An 18120-nucleotide genomic window follows, 5' to 3' on the forward strand; every position below is an offset into this window, starting at 1 on the left:
GCGCGCCTACGCTTCCCCTGCACCCGTGGCGACGGGACGCACAGCGAAGGGCGGTGCAGCATGCAGGCGCACGTCGGAGACTTCTTGATCATCGCCTCCAACCACCTCGAAGGTCCGGCGCGGGTCGGGCTGATCCAGGAGGTGCACGGCGAGGGCGGCGCTCCCCCGTACCAGGTGCGGTGGGAGGACGACGAGCGGACAACGCTCGTCTTCCCCGGGCCCGATGCGCACATCGAGCACCGCGGGGACACCACCGCGGCATCGGGCGCCCACGGCCACTGACGTCGGGACGGCGGAGGAGCGCGCGGCGATGGACGTCCTCCTCGACCTGCCGGTGGCCGCCGCCGTGCTCGACCTGGACGGGGTGCTCACGCTCACCCGCGACCTGCACGCGCGCGCATGGACCGCGCTCTTCCAGGAGGAGCTGCCCCGGCTCGCGCCGGACGCCGCACCGTTCGCGCCGGCCGACTACGAGCGCTGGGTGGACGGGCGGGGCCGGGAGGACGGCATCCGGACCTTCCTCGCCTCCCGCGGGATCGACGGCGAGCGCGCTCCGGCAGCACTCGTGGTCCGGCTGGCCGAGAGGAAGCAGCGGCTGTTCCAGGATCTGCTGAGCGGATCCGACAGCATCCCGCTGGTCCCGGGGGCCGTGCCCTTCCTCACGGCGCTCCGGGCGGCCGGGATCCGGATCGCGGTGGCGACGGCGAGCCGCAACGCCCAGGCGATCCTCGACCGGACGCCGTTCCGGCCGTTCCTCGACGCGGTGGTCGACGGCGAGGTCGCCCGCGAGCTGAGGCTGGCGTCCAAGCCCGACCCGGCACTGTTCCTCGAGGCCTGCCGGCGGCTCGGCGTGCGGGCGGGTGACGCCCTGCTCGTGGAGGACTCGGAGGCCGGTGCCTGCGCCGCCCGCGCCGGCGGGTTCGGTCTCGTCGTCGGCATCGCACCGACGCCGCGCCGCGCGGCCGCCCTCCGCCGGGCCGGGGCGGACACGACCGTCCCCGACCTCGGCACGCTCGGGGCGACGGCGTCGGCCCGCATCGTCCGCACCGGGCCACCGGACAGCTGGGTGCTGGAGTTCGCCGGCTACGACCCTGCCGCAGAGGGCACGAGGGAGAGCCTGTGCACGCTGTCGAGCGGCTACCAGGCCGTCCGCGGCGCGGCCGAGGAGGCCACGGCGGGCGGCGTCCACCATCCCGCCGTCTCCCTCGCCGGGGTGTACGACACCTCGGGGGACACTCCGGACGCCGACGACCGGCTGGTCGACGCGCCGAACTGGCTGCCGCTCCTCATCCGCATCGACGACGCGGACTGGTTCCGCATCGACGACGCCGACCTGGTCGCCTTCCGGCAGGACCTCGACCTCCGCCAGGGGGTGCTCCGCCGCACGGTCGTCGTGCGCGACGAGCGCGGCCGCGAGACCGCCATCCGGTTCCGCCGCATCGTCTCGCAGGCGGTGCCCCGGCTCGCCGCCATGGAGGCCACCGTCACGGCACGCGGCTGGAGCGGCCGACTCACCGTGCGGTCCGGAATCGACGCCTCGCCCACCCGCACCGCGGCGCGCCGGCTGTCGGAGGTCTCGCCCGACACCCTCCTCTGCACCGTGGAGACCCCCGGCTCCGGAGTGCACATCGGCCTGGCCGTGCGGACGCAGGTGTTCCGAGACGGCGACCCGGTCACGGAACCGCCGCACATCGTCCAGGACGGTCCGACCCTCTTCCACGAGTTCGCCGTCGACCTCGGGGACGGCCGGAGCGTAACCGTCGAGAAGGTCGTGTCGGTGAGCACATCGCGCGACCGCGCCATCCGCTCGGCCGCGGAGGCCGCCCAAGGGACGCTCGCGCGGGCACCGCGGTTCGCGCGGCTGCTCGACGACCATGCCGAGGCATGGGAGCGGCTCTGGACCGATTTCGCCTGTGAGATCCGCCCGCAGGGCGAGATCGATCTCGCCCTGCACCTGAACACCTTCCACCTGCTGCAGACGCTCGCCGGCGTCGACTCCGACCTCGACGCAGGCGTCCCCGCGCGCGGCCTCAATGCGGAGGGCTACGGCGGCCACGTCTTCTGGGACGAGCTCTTCGTCTACCCCGTGCTCACGCTCCGCCGCCCCGCGCTCACTCGCGCGCTGCTCGGCTACCGGACGCGCAGGCTCCCCGCCGCTCGTGTCGCGGCGGCCGAGGCGGGGCATGCCGGCGCCTGCTTCCCCTGGCAGAGCGCGACGACCGGGGAGGACGTCACGCCCGACCGGCTCCTGAACCCGCTCACCGGATCCTGGATGCCCGACCACTCGCACCTGCAGCGGCACGTCGGCCTCGGCATCGCCTACAGCGTGTGGCAGTACTACCAGCTGACCGGCGACGCCGACTACCTCGCGGAGGAGGGGGCGGAGCTCATCGTCGACATCGCCCGCTACTTCGCCTCCCTCGCCGAGTGGGACGAGGCCTCCGGGCGCTACTCGATCGCCGGGGTCATGGGACCCGACGAGTTCCACGACGGACCGCCGGAGCAGCCGGGCGCAGGCCTGACCGACAATGTGTACACGAACGTGATGACGGCGTGGGTGCTGCTGCGGGCGGTGGACACGGCGCGCATCCTGTCCGTGCGCCCGGACGCGTCCGCATACGCGTCGCTCTCGTTCTCGTCCGGGGAGGTCGAGCGCTGGTCGCACATCGCCAAGCGGCTCAGGATCGTGTTCAACGCCGACGGCACGCTGTCCCAGTTCGCCGGCTACGACCGCCTGGCGCCCCTCGATCTGGATGCCTACCGCCGCCGGTACCCGAGCATCCAGCGCCTCGACCTGATCCTGAATGCGGAGGGCGACAGCACCGACCGGTACCAGGTCTCCAAGCAGCCGGACTCGCTGATGCTGCTGTACCTGTTCTCGGCGGAGGAGCTCCGCGAGCTGCTGAAACACCTGGGGTACCCGCTCGACGCCGACGCGATCGTGCGCACGGTCGAACGGTACTCGCGCACGTCGACGTACGGGTCGACGCTCTCGAACGTGGTGCATTCATGGCTGGAGGCCCGGCGCGACCGCAGCCGGTCGTGGGAGTTCCTGGAGCGGACGCTGCAGAGCGATCTCTCCGACATCCAGGGCGGGACGACGAAGCACGGCATCCACCTGGCGGCGATGGCCGGTTCCGTCGACCTGCTGACCCGGTGCTACGCGGGTCTCGAGGCGCGGGCGGACATGCTCTGGTTCCATCCGCTCCTGCCCGCGGAACTCGACTCCCTCGCGTTCACCGTCGTCTACCGCGACCATCGGCTGGGGGTGACCATCACCCAGGACCTGCTGCGGATCGCCTCGGCGCCCGGCTTCGCCGACCCGGTCCGGATCGTCGTCGAGGGGCAGCCGGTGCTGCTCCACACCGGCGAGACGCGCGAACTGGAGCTGTGAGTCGGCACCCGCATCCCGAGGGACTTTCTGCCCTCCCCGCGGCAGTGGCCCGGCGGGTTCACTCGGCACGAACCGAACCCACCGCCTCCCAACCGAAGGTCGAGGAATGAAATGAGCGTTCGAGCACGTGTCATCCGTCTGGTCGCGCTGACCGCCCTGGCGGGCGCCGTCGCCGTCGGCATCGGCGGCGCCACCGCCGCCACGGCCCGGCTGGCCGTGAACGACGGCCCCGGTCCGCACCTCTACAGCGGGACCTCCGTCGACGTCTCCGACACCGTCGACGGCGACGTCTACGCCGCCGCGCAGAGCGTCACCATCAGCGGCGACGTCACGGGCGACGTGATCGCGGCCGCGCAGACGATCACGATCACCGGCCGGGTGGACGGCAACCTCCGGCTCGCCGCCCAGACCGTGACCATCAACGGCGAGGTGACCCGCAGTGCCACCGTCTTCGGGGCGGACCTCGTGGTCGCCCGCGACGCCCAGGTGGGCAACGACATCGTGGCGACCGTGGCCACGGCGCGGATCTCCGGGGATGTCGGCCGGGACCTCCTGCTGAGCGTCGGCGACCTCCGCATCGACGGAACGGTCGGCGGGGACGTCACCTACTCCAGCAGCAACACCGCGCGCATCGCCGACGGCGCCGTGTCGGGCACGGTGGAGCACGTCGAACCGCAACCGGCGCAGCGGGTGGAGATCTCGCCGTGGGCGGTGGTGCTCGGCTGGGCGCTCGGGCTGCTGTACGCGCTCATCGCCCTGAGCATCGTCACGGTCGCCGCGGGCCTGCTCGTGCCGCGCTGGCTGCACCGCGTGACGGACGAGCTCATCCCGTCGCCCTGGCGGGCGCTGCTGGTCGGCTTCGTCGCCTCCATCGTGGTGCCGTTCGCACTGCTCTTCCTGCTGGTGACGATCATCGGTGCGCCGCTCGCGCTGGCCGGGCTGCTGATCTGGATCGTGCTGACGCTCGCCACGTTCCTCGTGAGCTCCTACTACCTGGGCCGGCTGGTGCTCCGTGGGCGGCCGCATCCCGTGCTCACGTCGTTCCTCGGCGGCGTCATCCTGATCGCGGCGCTGCAGGTGCCGTGGCTGAACATCCTGGTCTGGCTGGCCATGGTGTTCTTCGGGCTGGGCGCCGAGCTCCTGCACCTGCGGCGGCTGCGGCCGTGGAGCCTGCCGCCCGCGCCGGAGCCGGTGGCGGCAGAGCCGGTTGCACCGGTGACTCCCGCCGCGCCGACCGCGCCGGTCGCGCCCGCGCCGGGCGACGACCCGCTCGCGCGGTAGCGGCGGATGGCTCGTGCCGCATCAGCCCCCTGTTGCGGCACGAGCCGGTCGCCCTCGAGCGCGATCGTCCACCCCGCTTCGACCGCGGGTCCAGGTCGCGCCGGCGACCACCGGTCCGTCCACCCCCCCGGGCCGAGACGGACCAGCGTCTCGCTGCGACTCCAGGATGCGGCAGGCGGCGAGCACCCGGGAAGGGCTTAAGACCCGCGGATCGGGAGGCTCAGCCGGCGTGGCCCTGGACGAAACGGGAGGCCGCGATGTCGATCAGCTCCGCATCCGGAATCAGAGGCGGGATCGCCGGGTCGTCGGGCAGGTCGACGGAGGCCGACAGACGCAGGTCGCGCGACGACGCCCCGACCTCGATCCGGAACTCGCCGCCCTCCCGCCGCCACAGCCCCGTGCGCCCGTCGGGCCGCAGCGCATCCGCGTCCCAGTAGGCGAAGTCGCGGCTTTCCAGCGTGAAGGAGACGCGCACCGCCTCGCCCGGCGCAAGGCGCACCTTCTCGAAGCCGCGCAGCTCGCGGACGGGACGGTGGACCTCCGCCTCCGGGTCGCCGACGTACAGCTGCACGACCTCGGCGCCGGCGCGGTCGCCGTCGTTGCGCACGGTGGCGGCGACCGTGACCGTGCCGGCGGCCTCATCCACCACGTCCACCGCCAGATCCTCGTAGGAGAAGGAGGTGTACGAGAGGCCGTGGCCGAACGGGTAACGGACACCGCGCCGCAGCGCGTCGTACCAGCGATAGCCGATGAAGACGCCCTCGCCGTAGAGCACGGTTCCGCGCTCGCCGATCCAGTTCGGGAACCCCGGGGTGTCCTCGACGGCGAGCGGGAAGGTCTCCGCCGTCCGGCCCGACGGGTTCGTGCGGCCGAACAGCACGTCGGCGACGGCGTGTCCGGTGCCCTGGCCACCGAGCCACGCCTCCACGATCGCGTCAACGCGGTCGTGCCACGGGTCCATCGCGACCGGGGAGCCGTTCGAGAGCACCACGACGAGGGAGGCGCCGGTGCGATCCCGCACGTCGGCGAGCCGCGAGAGCAGCGCGACCTGATCGGCGGGGAGGTCGAGGGAGTCGCGGTCGTTCGCCTCCTGCTCGTACGAGAGGGGGAGGCCGGCGAAGACGACGATGGTCTCCGCTTTCGCCGCGACCTCGGCGGCCTCGTCGATCAGCCGCTCGGCGGCGGGAGAGAGCGGGCCGCGGCCGGCGCGCTGCACCGCCTCGGCGAGCTGCAGCTCCTTCGCCAGGGTGGCGGAGCGGCGGGCGACGTTCGGCCGGGTCTCGTCGTGCGCGATCCCGTGCGCGGCGAGGATGGCGAGGTTGTCGTCCTGATAGGCGTTCCGCGTGGCGTAGACGTAGCCGGGCGCGTACGCGATGCGTTCGCCGGCGATGCGGCGGAGGGCCTCGAGCGGCACGTCGACCCGCGTCGGGTCCACGCCGGAGGAGCCGCCGCCCTGGATGCGGGCGTGCTCGGCGAACGCGCCGATCACGGCGATCGCGCCGCCGTCCGTCTCGGCGAGGGGCAGGGCCGGCGCACCTCGCCCTGCCACCGGCTCGTTTCGCAGCAGCGTGATGCAGGCCGCGGCAGCCTCGCGCGCGAGCGTGTGGTGCTCGTCGGCGCGGAGCAGGCGCAGCTGCTCGGCGGTCAGCCGGTCGCCCGCGCGGTGGCCGAGCGCCATCACGGGTCCGTCGACCAGATCGGGGCCCGGGTGGGCGCGGGCGACCAGGGCCAGTACCCGGCGGGCCGCGTCGTCGACGACCGACTCGTCGAGCAGCCCGGCGCGCACGGCGGCGACGACCTCCGCGTCCGTTCGGCCCTCCTCGCCGGGCATCTCCAGGTCGAGGCCGGCACGGAGCGCCGCCACCCGGTCGTGCACGGCGTTCCAGTCGGAGACCACCGCGCCGCGGAAGCCCCAGTCCTCCCGCAGCACCTCGGTGAGCAGCCAGCGGTTCTGAGACGCGTGGACCCCGAGAAGCCGGTTGTAGGAGCACATGACCGTCCACGGATCGGCCTTGGCGACCACGCGCTCGAACGCGGGGAGGTAGGTTTCGCGCAGGGTGCGCTCGTCCGCGACGACCGAGATCCGCGTCCGTTCGATCTCCTGGTTGTTCGCGGCGAAGTGCTTGAGCGAGGTGCCGACGCCGGTCGACTGGACGCCCTGCACGTACGCGGCGCCGAGCTCGCCCGAGTGCAGCGGGTCCTCGGAGAAGTACTCGAAGTTGCGCCCGCACAGCGGCGAGCGCTTCATGTTGACGCCGGGCCCGAGCACGACCTGCACGCCCTCGGCGCGGGCCTCCTCGCCGATGGCCGCGCCGACCCGGCGCATCAGGTCCCGGTCCCAGGAGGCGCCCATCGCGGAGGCCGTCGGGAATCCGGTGGCGGGCACCCAGACCATGTCCACCCCGGTCTCCTTGCGGAGGCCGTGCGGACCGTCGCCCACCTCGATCGCGGGGACGGGCGCGGGAAGCCCAGGCCGGTCGATCGTCTGGGTGAACCAGTCGTCGACGCCCGAGAGCAGCGACGCCTTCTCCTCCAGCGTGAGCGCGGCGAGGGTCTCTTCGACGTCGAACGGCCGGACGGCCGGCTGCTCGCTCACAGCGCGGTCTGCAGCAGGCCGGCGGCGGAGCGGTCCACCAGGAAGCGGGGCGACGCGCACTGCGTGAAGATGGTCGCGGGCCAGTCCGGCTCGTACGCCTCGGCGGCCGCCAGCCGGCGGACGGTCGACTGCTTGTGCTCTCCGGTGACGACCATGATGACCGCGCGGGAGAGCTCACGGATGGTGCGGATGCCGACCGTCACGCCGTAGCGCGGCGCCTCGTCGAGGCTGCGCAGGGTCGGGAAGGTGCCGAGGTTGTCCCGCCGCGTGTCGTCGCCCAGCGCAACGACGCGCGTCACCGTGTCGGCCGCGGCGCCGACCGGGTTCAGCGCGACATGGCCGTCGGAGGCGCCGGAGGCGAGCAGGAACAGGTCGATCCCTCCGGCCTCCTCGAGCGAACGGTCGTAGTCGCCGTCGGCCGCACGCGGGTCCGGCGCCCACAGGTTCTCCTGCGGGATGCGGTGACCGGGCCGAGCCACGGCGTTCAGCCGGTCCAGGATGTCGCGCCGCCCGAAGCCGACGCAGCTGTGCGGAAGCGCCGGGTCGACCGGACGGAAGCCATCGGCCGTCCGCTCCACGTACTCGTCCATCAGCGCCACGATCACCCGGCTGAGGTCGAGCCCGCGCTCCGCCACGATCGCGGCGAGCTGCTCGTACGTCGTCTGCGGGCTGCGGCCGCTTGGGCAGCCGAGCACGAACGTCCGGCCCGCAGCGGACGCCGCCTGGATCGCGTCGGCGATCTGCGTGGCGGCCGCCCGGCCGACGTCGTCCGGGGTGTCGAGGATTTCAGGCGCGATGCGCATCGGGACTCCTTGTCTGGGATGAGGGGCCGGCAGGAGGAAACGGGTCGCGCCCGTTCACTCCTTGATCGCGCCGTTGAGCACGCCGCTGATGAAGTGGCGCTGGAAGAACGCGTACAGGACGAGCACCGGCACGGCGACGATGAGCGAACCGGCCGCGAGCAGGTTCACGTCGAGCGTGTTCTTGCCCTGGAAGACGCCGAGCGCGAGCGTCGCGGGCTGGATCGCCGGGTCGGCGATGAAGACCAGCGAGAGGAAGAAGTCGTTCCACGTCCACATGAACGACAGCAGCGCAAGCGTCAGCACAGCCGGGCGGGAGATCGGCAGCAGCACCTGCCAGAGGATGCGCCACGACCGGGCGCCGTCCATCTCGGCCGCCTCGATCAGGGACGGCGGCACCGCGCGGAAGGTGGCCCGCATCCAGAACGCCCCGAAGGGCACGCCCATCCCGATCTGGATGATGATCAGGCCCAGCCACGAGTTCGTCAGGCCCATCGCCTGGAACGTGTAGTACAGCGGGATGATGAACACCTCGGCCGAGATCATCAGGCCGAACAGGATGAGCGGGAAGAGCACGCGCTGGCCGGCGACCCCGAGCACCCCGAAGGCGTAGCCGGAGAGCACGGCGAGCACGACCTGGCCGGCGACCGCGCCGACGGTGATGACCGCGGACGCGAGCATCGCCGGCCCGAAGGCACCGGCGTTCCAGGCCGTGGCGAAGTTGCTCCACTGCGGGTGCAGCAGGTCGAGCTGACCGCTGCGGGCGGGGCTCAGCGCGGTGAAGAGGAACCACACCACGGGGAAGAGGACGAAGATCGAGACCAGGATCAGCACGGAGTGGTTCAGCACGCGCTCGGCGCGGGAGATCATGCGTTCTTCTCCTCGGAGAGTCGGGTGATGACGACGGCGACCACCAGGCAGACGACCGCCAGGATGATGCCGATCGCCGCGGCCATCCCGACGTCCGGGTTCAGGAACGCCTTGCGGTAGAGCAGCAGCGCCGGGGTCGTGGTGGAGCTGCCCGGGCCGCCCTGCGTGGTCACCCAGACCAGGTCGAACGCCCGCAGCGCCCCGGTCACGGTCAGCGTGAGCGCGACGGCCACCTGGCCCTTGAGGCTCGGCAGGGTGATGGAGAAGAACTCGCGGATCGGTCCGGCCCCGTCGATGCGGGCCTGCTCGAACAGCTCGTTCGGCACGGCGGCGACCCCGGCGACGAACAGGACCATGCACAGGCCCATCGCGGTCCAGGTGCCGATGACGCCGAGCGCGGGGAGGGCCCAGGTGAAGTCGCCGAGCCAGTTCTTGGCCAGGTCGCCGAGGCCGACCGCTCGCAGGGCCGAGTTGAGCGGGCCGTCCGGTCCGTAGATGCGCTTCCAGATCACGGCGACGACGACGCTCGTCAGCACCTGCGGCAGGAACAGCAGCCAGCGGTAGACGCCGCTCCCGGTCATCTTCCCGCGGCCGAGCAGCGCAGCCGACAGGAGGCCCAGCGCGATCGGGATGAGGGCGAAGAAGACGACGAGCACCAGCACGTGACCGAGCGACTCGAGCAGAGCGGGATCGGTGAAGAACGACACGTAGTTGCTGAGGCCGACCCACTGGGCGGCGCTCACGCCGTCCCAGCTGTAGAAGGAGTAGTTGAGGCTCTGCAGGATCGGCACCAGCACCACGAACCCGTAGAACAGCAGGGCGGGGGCGGCGAAGGCGAGGCCGAGCCAGCGGCGCCGGCGCGCCCGCGGCGACAGCGCCCGCGCGCGGGACCGGGCCGACCGGCCCCGCGCCGCCGGTGCAGCGGCCGGGGCGTCCGGCCGCTGCACCAGTTGCGAGGAGGAGGACATCGGCCTCAGCCCTTCGTCCGCTTCGCCTGGAAGGCGTCGTAGTCCTGCTGGCCGGCGTCGGCGAGCTGCTTCGGCGTCACCTGACCGGCGTACAGCTGCTGCAGCTGACCGCCGATGGTGTCGAGCATCGTCGGCGTCGACCAGTCGAAGTAGGGCGTGTAGCCGTTGCTCTTGTCGAGCGACTGCTGCGCCGCGATCTCGGTCGCGAGCTCCGCGTTGCCCGACGGGATGGTCAGGTCGGAGTGCAGCAGCGGGAGGAAGCCGTGGTCGACCGCCGACTGCGCGGACGCCTTGCCCGCCATGAAGTCGAGGAAGGCGGCGGCGGCGTCCGGGTTCTTCGACTTGGACGAGATGGCCAGGTTGGCGGCGGAGGCGCCGGTGCCGACGACCTTCCCGCCGTCGACCTGCGGCAGCTGCACGTAACCGAACTCCTGGTTCTGCGCCTCCGAGAACGCCAGCGACCCGGTGTACTCGAAGCGGAAGGCGGCCTTGCCGGAGAGGAACTCGTTCTGCGCGTCGGCGTACTGGATGCCGGCGTAGTTGGGGGTGAACCATCCCTCGTCCGCCCACTTCTTCACATCCGTCGCGGCCTGCACGATGCCGGTGTCGGTGATCGGAACAGTGCCGTTGGAGTAGACGAAGTCGCCGATCTTGTCGGCCGGGGCGTAGAGGTTCTGCAGCGCGAACAGGATGGAGGTGGACGAGCCCTTGTCCTGCGAGCCGTAGGCGATCGGCACCTGGCCGGCCGCCTTGACCGCCGCCGCGTCCTTCTCGAAGTCGGCGAGCGTCTTCGGAACGGGCAGGCCCAGCTTGTCGAGGATGGTCTTGTTGTAATACAGGCCGATCAGCGACGACCGCGCGGCCGGCGTGGCGAACAGCGAGCCGGTGCCCATCTCCTTGCCGTCCGGGCTGAACTCGGTCTGCCGGGCGATGGTGTCGGGGACCTCCTTGTCCCAGCCGTACAGCTTCGAGTAGGCGTCGAGGTTGAGGATGCGGCCGCCCTTGGCGAGCGTGCCCATGGCGGACCAGCCGTTGTTGACCAGCGCGATGTCCGGCCCGTTCGGGTCGGCCAGGCGGAGGCCGACCGTGTTGTTGACCTGACCCCAGTCCTGGGTCGTGCGCTTGATGGTGATGTTGGGGTGCTTCTTCTCGAACTCCTTGACGACGGAGTCCATCCACTTGCCCTCGTCGTTCTGCCAGAAGTCGAGGATCTTGAGGGTCACGTCCTTGCCGGAGACGTCTTTGGAGACGGGCCGGGACGATGCGCCCGATCCCGTCGATCCACCCGGTGCGCACGCCGACAGGCCCAGAGCCAGCCCGGCCGCCAGAGCGACCGCTCCGACGATGTGACGCTTCTTCATTCGAGTCTCCCTTAACCCGTGCCGTGTGTTCACGCCGCGGTGCGACGCGGGGCCAACGCTATGCTTAAGCAGCCCAGTGAGTCCACTTGAGGACGAAATAACAACCATTTCGGCAACTGGTACGCGAAAATCCGCCGTCTATGGCCCCGCTGGAACGTCGCCGCAAGCGGACCAGTGCCCAATCTGGTTGTTAATCGCCCCACAACTGGCATAACTGGGCTTCGATTGACTAGCGTGAACGCGTCGCCGGGGCAGCCGACGGCCGGAACACACGAGGCGGAGCGAATGACGCGGTCGGCAGGCATCGACATCGGCGGGACCAAGACACACATCGTGGTCACCGACGACGCCTCCGCCGCCCGCACCGAGCTCGTCGTCCCGTCCGCCGACTGGCGCACCGGGCTCGGCGACCCCGAGGCCGACGCCCGCGGACTGAGCCGGCTGCTCGGCGAGCGCTTCGGACCGCAGATCCGCACAGCCGCCGTCGCGATCGGCGCCCACGGCTGCGAGAACACCGAGCAGTGCCGCGACCTGGAGCGGGCCCTCCGGCCCTACCACGACGGCCCGGTGCTCGTCGTCAACGACTCCGAGCTCATCGCGCCCGCCATGGGCGCCGCACATGCCATCGGCGTCGTCGTCGGCACCGGGTCCATCGCGACCGCGCGGGACGCCGCCGGTGAGCTGGCGACCGCGGGCGGCTGGGGGTGGATGCTCGGCGACGAGGGAAGCGCCGCGGGCCTTGTGCGGGAGGCGACCCGCGCCGTGCTGGACAGCCGCGACCGCGGCGAGCCCCTCGATGCGCTCGGCACGCGCCTCCTCGCGGCGTTCGCAGCGGGGGACGCCGACGAACTCGCCCTCGCGGTCACCGAGGCGGGCTCGGCCGAGGCGCTGGGCGGTCGCGCACCGGAGGTCTTCTCCGCGGCGGACGACGGCTCCGCCCTCGCGTCAGCCGTCATCCACGACGCAGGCGTCCACCTGGCGCGACTCGTCGACCGGCTGATCCGGCGCGGCATCCGTGCCGAGTCCGTCGTCGCCGGCGGCTCGGTGATCGAACGCCAGCCCCGCCTCCAGGAGGCCTTCGCCTCGGCTCTGGCCAGCGTCCGGCCCGGCCTCCCCCTCAGCATCCTCGACCGGCCGCCCGTCGACGGCGCCATCGCGCTGGCACGCGGCCTCGCCGCCGCCGCGCACTGACCATCACCATCACGATCGGAGACATCCACCCCATGAAAGTCACCCTCATCGGCGCAGGAAGCCGCGAGTTCGCCGGCACCATCATCCGCGACCTCCTCCTCAGCGGGCCGATCGCCGAGAAGGGCCTCGACATCGTGCTCATGGACATCGCGGCCGGCCCCCTCGCCGAGATGGAGGAGTACGCGCGGTCGGTCATCGGGCAGCTCGGCCACGCCGCGACGGTCTCCTCCACCACCGACCTCGACACGGCCGTGACCGGGGCCGACTTCGTGGTGACCGCCATCGAGGTGAACCGCTACCACTACTGGTCGCAGGACTTCACGGTGCCGCGGAAGTACGGCTTCCGCCAGGTGTACGGCGAGAACGGCGGCCCCGGCGGCCTGTTCCACGCGCTGCGGCAGTTCGGCCCGCTGCTGGAGATCGCCCGCGCGATCGAGCGGCTCGCGCCGGACGCCCTCTTCATCAACTTCTCGAACCCCGAGCACAAGGTCTGCGAAGCGATCACCCGCCTGACGAACGTGAAGGTCGTCGGCCTCTGCCACGGCTACTTCCAGGGCGCGCGCCAGGTGTCGGCACTCCTCGAGCGTCCGCTCGACGAGCTGGACCTCGCGGCGGCGGGCATCAACCACTTCACCTGGTTCCAGCGCATCCGCGACCGGGCGACCGGCGAGGACCTCTACCCGGAGCTCCGCGAGCGCGAGCACGCCGCCAACTGGGTGTCGGACTGGCACGAGGTTGGCCTGTCGCGCATCCTGTTCCGCCGGTTCGGGCTGTGGCCGTCCCCCAGCGCCAACCACATCGGCGAGTACCTGTCCTGGGCCGACGACTACGTGCCTGCGCAGCTGCAGTACTTCCACGACCCCGCCGACGGCTCGCCCTGGCGCGAGGGCGCGGAGACGCCGGAGTGGTACTACGAGATCCGCTTCGCCGACACGGACCGCCCGTACCAGCCCGCGAAGCACGCGCAGAAGTCGCTGCAGGACGCGCTGGCGGACCGGCCGCTCGTCTCCTCGGAGGAGCTCGCCATCCCGATCATCGAATGGGTCGCCTGCGGCGTCGAGCGCGACCTCCCCGCCGTCAACGTGCCCAACCGCGGCGCCATCCCCGGGCTGCCGGACGACATGGTCGTGGAGGTCGCCGCGACCGTCGAGGACGGCCGGCTGGTGCCGGTCCCCGTCGAGCCGCTGCCGGAGGCCGTGTTCGCGATGGTGCGGCTGCAGGGCAGCATCCACAAGCTCCTCGTCGAGGCGTACGCGGAGGAGTCGAAGGCGAAGCTGCTGCAGGCCGTCCTGCTCGACCCGGTGGTCGACAACCACAACCGGGCCGTCGCGATGGTGGACGAGCTGCTGGAGCTGCAGAAGGACATCCTGCCCCCGCTGCACTGACCGGCGGCGACGCTACTCCGCGCGGTACAGGTCCGCGTGGAAGCGGTAGGCGTCCCCGCGGTAGGTGTTCAGCCCGAGCAGCACAGGGGACCCGGTGCGGTCGTAGGCGATCTCACGCCCGACCAGCACCGGGCTCCCCGGCTGGATGCGCAGCAGCCCGGCGATCTCGGCGCTCGCCGCTTCGGCCTGCACGCTGTAGGCGCTGCGGAAGATGCGGACCCCGCAGTGGTTCTGCAGGCTCTCGTACAGCGAGGCGTCGGTGAGGTCCACCTCCACCAGCGGCTGCGCGACGGCGAGCGGGATGACGTTGCGGTCGACGCAGATCGGCGTGGCGTTCATGCCGCGCAACCGGACCAGTTCGAGCACCTCGGCGCCCGGGGCGATCCCGAGCTGGCTGGCCTCGTCGAGCGTGGCGGAACGCACCGTCTTCTCGAGCACCTGCGCCGTGGGCGTGTGGCCGCGGTGCCGGGCCATCTCGGTGAAGCTCTCGAGCGTGCTCGGCGGCTCGCCCACGGTCGGGCTCGGTACGAACCAGCCCCGCTGCGGCGAGCGGGCCACGCGGCCCTGACGCTCGAGGTCCTCCAGCGCCATCCTCACGGTGCTGCGGCTCACGTGCAGGCTCTCGGCCAGCAACCGCTCACCCGGCAGCTTGGTGCCCGGCTGGTAGATCCCGTGGTTGATGGCCATGCCCAGCTCGCGCGAGACGCGCGTGGTGATCGTGGGGGTCTTCACAGGAGACAACATACCAATCCCGCGAGAGAAGTCGGCTCAGCCCACGGCTGGTACAACTGGGCCTCGCCCAACGGATCCCTCGAGGCTTTACGCGGGCCGCCGCCGGACTACCATCGACCTCGTCACCCCAGACCCCGGCGACGCAGAACACGCACGCCATCAAGGGGGAAGGACATGCAGTACAGCCTCGCGTGGGCCGCGGCCCATCCCGAGGACGCGGAGGAGCGCCTGGGCCGCATCTACCAGAACCTCGAACTCCGTACGGAGGACCCCGCCGGGTTCCGCGTATCGGTCGCCGAGAGCGGGGACAAGGTCGTCGCGCTCGCCGGAAACGACTGGACCGGGAGTGCATCCGCCCGGACCGACGGGAACACCTTCTTCGCCATCGGGGACGTGTACGAGGGCCGCGTCTCGCTCACCGTCGCCGGCCAGGAACTCGACTCCGCCGGCGTCGTCCTGCTCCCGCCGGTCGACATCCGGGCGCAGTGGGACACGTCGCATCGCGCCCGGGAGGTGCGGATCGAGCGCGCCGCCGTCGACGCCTTCGCCCGCGACCACCTCGGCACGGCCGGGGCCGCCGTCTCCTTCCCCTCGCTCCGGCCGATCAGTCCGGCGCACGAGCAGCTCTGGCGCTCAGTCGAACGGCACGTGCGGGAGGACATCGCCGCCCATGGAGCGCTGCTCCACAACGACCTCGTCTGGGACGCCGCCACACGCCACCTGATCGGCACCCTCCTGACCGCGTTCCCGAACTCGACGCTCGGCCTCGAGCAGCCGACCGATGGCGCCCGTGCGCTCCCGGCGACGATCCGCCGCGCGATCGCGTACATGGAGGAGCACCTGACCGAGCCGTTCTCCCTGGCGGACGTCGCGAATGCGGCCCGGCTCTCGCCCCGCGGGCTGCAGGACGCCTTCCACCGGGTGCTCGGTCGCACGCCCACTCAGGAGCTGCGGATGCTGCGCCTGGAGGCGGCGCGCGCGGACCTGGTCGCCGCGGATCCGTCGGACGGGGACACGGTCGGCGGGATCGCCCAGCGGTGGGGCTTCCTGCATGTCGCGCGCTTCTCGGCGGCCTACCGCGAGCGCTACGGCGAGAACCCGCGGGAGACGCTGCAGCGCTGACGCCGGCGACCCGGGTTGAAAAAAGGTCGGGGCGGGGTCACAGTGGGTGCCGATCGACAAGGCAGGGCGGCCATACTTGAGGTGATGTCCCACGATGACGACGAGCGATACCCGGACGCGGTCCGCGAGCTCCACGGCGACGCGCCGTCCGACCGCGACCTTGGCCGGCCGTTCGTCGACCTGTTCCCCGTGAGCGGCACGGCGATCTCCACTCTGGGCGACCTGCTCGGGTCGGAGACCCTCTACGCCAGCGACCCGCTGGCCGCTCGGCTCGACGAGCTGCAGTTCGACCTCGGCATCGGCCCGTGCTGGGACGCCCTGAGGACAGCCCGTCCGGTCATCGAGCCCGACCTCGCCGCACATCCGCGCTCCATCTGGCCGGTGTTCAGCGAGACCATCGCCGCGGACGGCGTCGGCTCGCTGTTCGCCTTCCCCATGCTCGTCGGCTCGCTCCGCGTCGGGGCGGTCGACATGTACTCCCGCCGACCCGTGACGCTCGACCCCGCCCAGACGCGGCAGGCCGCGTCTCTCGCCGACCACGTCGGCCGGCTCGTGCTTCGGCGCGCCCTGGTCCGCGCCGCCTCCGCCGACCCCGAGGAACCCGAGAGCCCGTTCTCGCGGAGGCTCGTGCACCAGGCCAGCGGGATGGTGCTGGCCCAGCTCGACATCAGCGCCGAGGATGCCCGGCTGGTGATCCAGGGGCACGCGTTCGCCACCGGCCGGTCGATGATGGAGGTCTCGCGGGACATCGTCGACGGGGTGCTCGACCTCTCCGCGGAGGAAGCGGGAGGAGGGCCGGCCCGATGACGGACACCACCCGCGAGGTCGAACTGCTCCGCGCGTTCGCCGGGCTCGCCGACACGCTCGTGGCGGGGTACGACGTGGTCGATCTGATGCAGCGGCTCGTGGACACGTGCCGCGATCTGCTGCCCGTGACGGCCTCGGGCGTGCTCCTCGCGGACGAAGCGGGCGAGCTCGACCTCCTCGCCTCGACGAGCGAGGCGAGCCGCCTCGTCGAGATCTTCCAGATCAGCGCGTACTCCGGCCCGTGCATCGAGAGTTTCGCCACAGGCAGGGTGGTCTCCCTGCCTGACCTCGCCCGGACCCCGGAGCGCTGGAGCATGTTCCGCGACAAGGCGATGGAGGAGGGCTTCGCCGCCATCCTCGCCATCCCGCTTCGACTGCGGGAGACCACGATCGGGACACTCAACCTGCTGCGCGACACCCCCGGCGAGCTCCCGGAGAGCGATCTGGTCGCCGCGCAGGCGTTCGCCGACGTCGCCACCATCGGCATCCTGCACCATCGCACGCTGCACGAGAGCGAGACGATCCGCGCGCAGCTGCAGACCGCGCTGAACAGCCGGATCGTGATCGAGCAGGCGAAGGGCGTCGTCGCCCAGCTGCATCGCATCACCATCGACGACGCGTTCACCGTCATGCGCGACCACGCCCGCCGTAGCCAGGAGGGCCTCACGGCGGTGGCCGAGGCGATCGTGGCTCGGAGGCTCGTGCCGCCCCTGCCGCCGGGCATTCCCCAGCGCAGCTGACGCCGCGTCGGCGCGAGGGGTGCGGCGGCAACCGTCGTGTGATAGAAAAGGCAACCAGGAGGTTGCTCATCATGCCCGACATCCAGCGCAGCATCGTCATCCACGCCCCGATCGAACAGGTCTGGCAGGCCATCGCCGACTCGACCGCCTTCGGCGCCTGGTTCGGCGCGGAGTTCGACGGCCCGTTCGAGCCCGGCCGCACGACGACCGGCCGCATCGTCCCCACCGGCGTCGACTCCGAGGTCGCGGCGGCGCAGGAACCGCACCGCGGAGCGCCGATCGAGGCCGAGGTGGTCGCCATGGAGCCGACCGCCCGCTTCGCCTTCCGGTGGCGGCCGGTCGCCGGGTCGGACGTGCGCACCACGGTCGAGTTCACGTTGAAGGCGGAGGGCGACGGCGTGCGGGTCACGATCAGCGAAGACGGTTTCGGCGCACTCCCGGACGACGTCCGCCGGCAGGCGCGCGACGGCAACGACGGCGGCTGGGACGCGCAGACGCGACTGCTCGCCGCGTACCTGACACGCGCATGACGACCGCCCTCTCCGACGCGGCGCCGGTGTTCGCAGCGCTCGGCGACCGCACGCGCCTGGACCTCGTACTCGCCCTCGGCGAGCGGGGGCCGTCGACCGCGAGCCGTCTCGCCGCGGAACGGCCGGTCACCCGGCAGGCGGTGGAGAAGCACCTCGCCGTCCTGGACGCCGCCGGGCTGGTGCGCAGCGAGCGGCACGGCCGGGAGCGGCTGTGGCGGATAGAACCCGTCACGCTGGCGGCGACGGGAGCGCTGCTGCGGCAGGCGTCGGAGCGCTGGGACGAGGCGCTGCGACGCTTGCGCGCCCATGTCGAGGGCGAAGGCGAGGCGCAGGGATGACGGCG

The 18120-nt window shown here is 71.9% G+C and carries 16 protein-coding genes; 10 read left to right on the top strand and 6 right to left on the bottom strand.

Going from position 1 to position 18120, the window contains the following annotated elements:
• Positions 1-60: 60 nt before the first annotated feature.
• The 3 genes from HNO83_RS13145 (at position 61) to HNO83_RS13155 (ending at position 4675) form a co-directional block, all read left to right on the top strand.
• Positions 61-282, top strand: coding sequence for a DUF1918 domain-containing protein (locus tag HNO83_RS13145; RefSeq protein ID WP_175337964.1), 222 nt, complete (start codon positions 61-63; stop codon positions 280-282).
• A 28-nt stretch (positions 283-310) separates the two neighbouring features.
• Positions 311-3394 carry an HAD-IA family hydrolase gene (locus HNO83_RS13150; protein WP_175337965.1) on the top strand — a complete coding sequence of 1028 codons (3084 nt, stop codon included), beginning with the start codon at positions 311-313 and terminating at the stop codon, positions 3392-3394.
• 111 nt (positions 3395-3505) lie between these two features.
• The gene (locus HNO83_RS13155; RefSeq protein WP_175337966.1) at positions 3506-4675 is read left to right on the top strand and encodes a polymer-forming cytoskeletal protein; all 1170 of its coding nucleotides are present in this window, start codon (positions 3506-3508) and stop codon (positions 4673-4675) included.
• 220 nt (positions 4676-4895) lie between these two features.
• Here the strand turns inward: HNO83_RS13155 and HNO83_RS20435 are convergent, their stop codons facing one another.
• From HNO83_RS20435 to HNO83_RS13180, 5 genes are read right to left on the bottom strand one after another with little or no spacing between them, the layout of a single operon-like run.
• Complete coding sequence (locus HNO83_RS20435; protein WP_175337967.1) at positions 4896-7271, bottom strand: glycoside hydrolase family 3 C-terminal domain-containing protein; 2376 nt, start codon at positions 7269-7271, stop codon at positions 4896-4898.
• Entirely contained in the window at positions 7268-8074 is an 807-nt protein-coding gene (locus HNO83_RS13165) for a 6-phosphogluconolactonase (protein ID WP_175337968.1), read from the bottom strand. Before HNO83_RS13165 ends, HNO83_RS20435 begins: the two co-directional genes overlap by 4 nt.
• A gap of 54 nt (positions 8075-8128) precedes the next feature.
• Positions 8129-8941 (bottom strand): carbohydrate ABC transporter permease, encoded by an 813-nt coding sequence (locus tag HNO83_RS13170; protein ID WP_175337969.1) that lies wholly within the window; start codon positions 8939-8941, stop codon positions 8129-8131.
• Positions 8938-9909, bottom strand: a complete 972-nt coding sequence (locus tag HNO83_RS13175; protein ID WP_175337970.1) for a carbohydrate ABC transporter permease — start codon at positions 9907-9909, stop codon at positions 8938-8940. The genes HNO83_RS13170 and HNO83_RS13175 overlap by 4 nt, the downstream gene beginning before the upstream one ends.
• A gap of 5 nt (positions 9910-9914) precedes the next feature.
• Positions 9915-11270 (bottom strand): ABC transporter substrate-binding protein, encoded by a 1356-nt coding sequence (locus HNO83_RS13180; protein WP_175337971.1) that lies wholly within the window; start codon positions 11268-11270, stop codon positions 9915-9917.
• 285 nt (positions 11271-11555) lie between these two features.
• Here HNO83_RS13180 and HNO83_RS13185 point away from each other — a divergent pair, with 285 nt between their 5' ends.
• On the top strand, positions 11556-12461 hold the full coding sequence (locus HNO83_RS13185; RefSeq protein WP_175337972.1) for an N-acetylglucosamine kinase: 906 nt from the start codon (positions 11556-11558) through the stop codon (positions 12459-12461).
• 32 nt (positions 12462-12493) lie between these two features.
• Entirely contained in the window at positions 12494-13846 is a 1353-nt protein-coding gene (locus tag HNO83_RS13190; RefSeq protein ID WP_175337973.1) for a family 4 glycosyl hydrolase, read from the top strand.
• 12 nt (positions 13847-13858) lie between these two features.
• Here the strand turns inward: HNO83_RS13190 and HNO83_RS13195 are convergent, their stop codons facing one another.
• Positions 13859-14578 carry a GntR family transcriptional regulator gene (locus HNO83_RS13195; RefSeq protein ID WP_217499023.1) on the bottom strand — a complete coding sequence of 240 codons (720 nt, stop codon included), beginning with the start codon at positions 14576-14578 and terminating at the stop codon, positions 13859-13861.
• Between the two features lie 174 nt (positions 14579-14752).
• Here HNO83_RS13195 and HNO83_RS13200 point away from each other — a divergent pair, with 174 nt between their 5' ends.
• From HNO83_RS13200 to HNO83_RS13220, 5 genes are all read left to right on the top strand, one after another.
• Entirely contained in the window at positions 14753-15700 is a 948-nt protein-coding gene (locus HNO83_RS13200) for a helix-turn-helix transcriptional regulator (RefSeq protein ID WP_175337975.1), read from the top strand.
• Positions 15701-15784: 84 nt separating this feature from the next.
• Entirely contained in the window at positions 15785-16507 is a 723-nt protein-coding gene (locus HNO83_RS13205; RefSeq protein ID WP_175337976.1) for a GAF and ANTAR domain-containing protein, read from the top strand.
• Positions 16504-17247, top strand: a complete 744-nt coding sequence (locus HNO83_RS13210) for a GAF and ANTAR domain-containing protein (RefSeq protein ID WP_175337977.1) — start codon at positions 16504-16506, stop codon at positions 17245-17247. The genes HNO83_RS13205 and HNO83_RS13210 overlap by 4 nt, the downstream gene beginning before the upstream one ends.
• Before the next feature lie 71 nt (positions 17248-17318).
• Positions 17319-17777, top strand: a complete 459-nt coding sequence (locus HNO83_RS13215) for an SRPBCC domain-containing protein (protein WP_175337978.1) — start codon at positions 17319-17321, stop codon at positions 17775-17777.
• Positions 17774-18115, top strand: coding sequence for an ArsR/SmtB family transcription factor (locus HNO83_RS13220; RefSeq protein ID WP_175337979.1), 342 nt, complete (start codon positions 17774-17776; stop codon positions 18113-18115). Before HNO83_RS13215 ends, HNO83_RS13220 begins: the two co-directional genes overlap by 4 nt.
• Positions 18116-18120: the final 5 nt, after the last annotated feature.

The organism is Leifsonia sp. C5G2, from assembly GCF_013359685.1.
GTDB lineage: Bacteria > Actinomycetota > Actinomycetes > Actinomycetales > Microbacteriaceae > Leifsonia.

Bases quoted from the DNA above. Each gene is read 5' to 3' on its own strand.
- HNO83_RS13150 (WP_175337965.1), top strand. From the start codon at position 311: ATGGACGTCCTCCTCGACCTGCCGGTGGCCGCCGCCGTGCTCGACCTG.
- HNO83_RS13200 (WP_175337975.1), top strand. From the start codon at position 14,753: ATGCAGTACAGCCTCGCGTGGGCCGCGGCCCATCCCGAGGACGCGGAG.
- HNO83_RS13190 (WP_175337973.1), top strand. From the start codon at position 12,494: ATGAAAGTCACCCTCATCGGCGCAGGAAGCCGCGAGTTCGCCGGCACC.
- HNO83_RS13175 (WP_175337970.1), bottom strand. From the start codon at position 9,909: ATGTCCTCCTCCTCGCAACTGGTGCAGCGGCCGGACGCCCCGGCCGCT.
- HNO83_RS13210 (WP_175337977.1), top strand. From the start codon at position 16,504: ATGACGGACACCACCCGCGAGGTCGAACTGCTCCGCGCGTTCGCCGGG.
- HNO83_RS13185 (WP_175337972.1), top strand. From the start codon at position 11,556: ATGACGCGGTCGGCAGGCATCGACATCGGCGGGACCAAGACACACATC.
- HNO83_RS13145 (WP_175337964.1), top strand. From the start codon at position 61: ATGCAGGCGCACGTCGGAGACTTCTTGATCATCGCCTCCAACCACCTC.
- HNO83_RS13165 (WP_175337968.1), bottom strand. From the start codon at position 8,074: ATGCGCATCGCGCCTGAAATCCTCGACACCCCGGACGACGTCGGCCGG.
- HNO83_RS13180 (WP_175337971.1), bottom strand. From the start codon at position 11,270: ATGAAGAAGCGTCACATCGTCGGAGCGGTCGCTCTGGCGGCCGGGCTG.
- HNO83_RS13155 (WP_175337966.1), top strand. From the start codon at position 3,506: ATGAGCGTTCGAGCACGTGTCATCCGTCTGGTCGCGCTGACCGCCCTG.
- HNO83_RS13215 (WP_175337978.1), top strand. From the start codon at position 17,319: ATGCCCGACATCCAGCGCAGCATCGTCATCCACGCCCCGATCGAACAG.
- HNO83_RS13220 (WP_175337979.1), top strand. From the start codon at position 17,774: ATGACGACCGCCCTCTCCGACGCGGCGCCGGTGTTCGCAGCGCTCGGC.
- HNO83_RS13205 (WP_175337976.1), top strand. From the start codon at position 15,785: ATGTCCCACGATGACGACGAGCGATACCCGGACGCGGTCCGCGAGCTC.
- HNO83_RS13170 (WP_175337969.1), bottom strand. From the start codon at position 8,941: ATGATCTCCCGCGCCGAGCGCGTGCTGAACCACTCCGTGCTGATCCTG.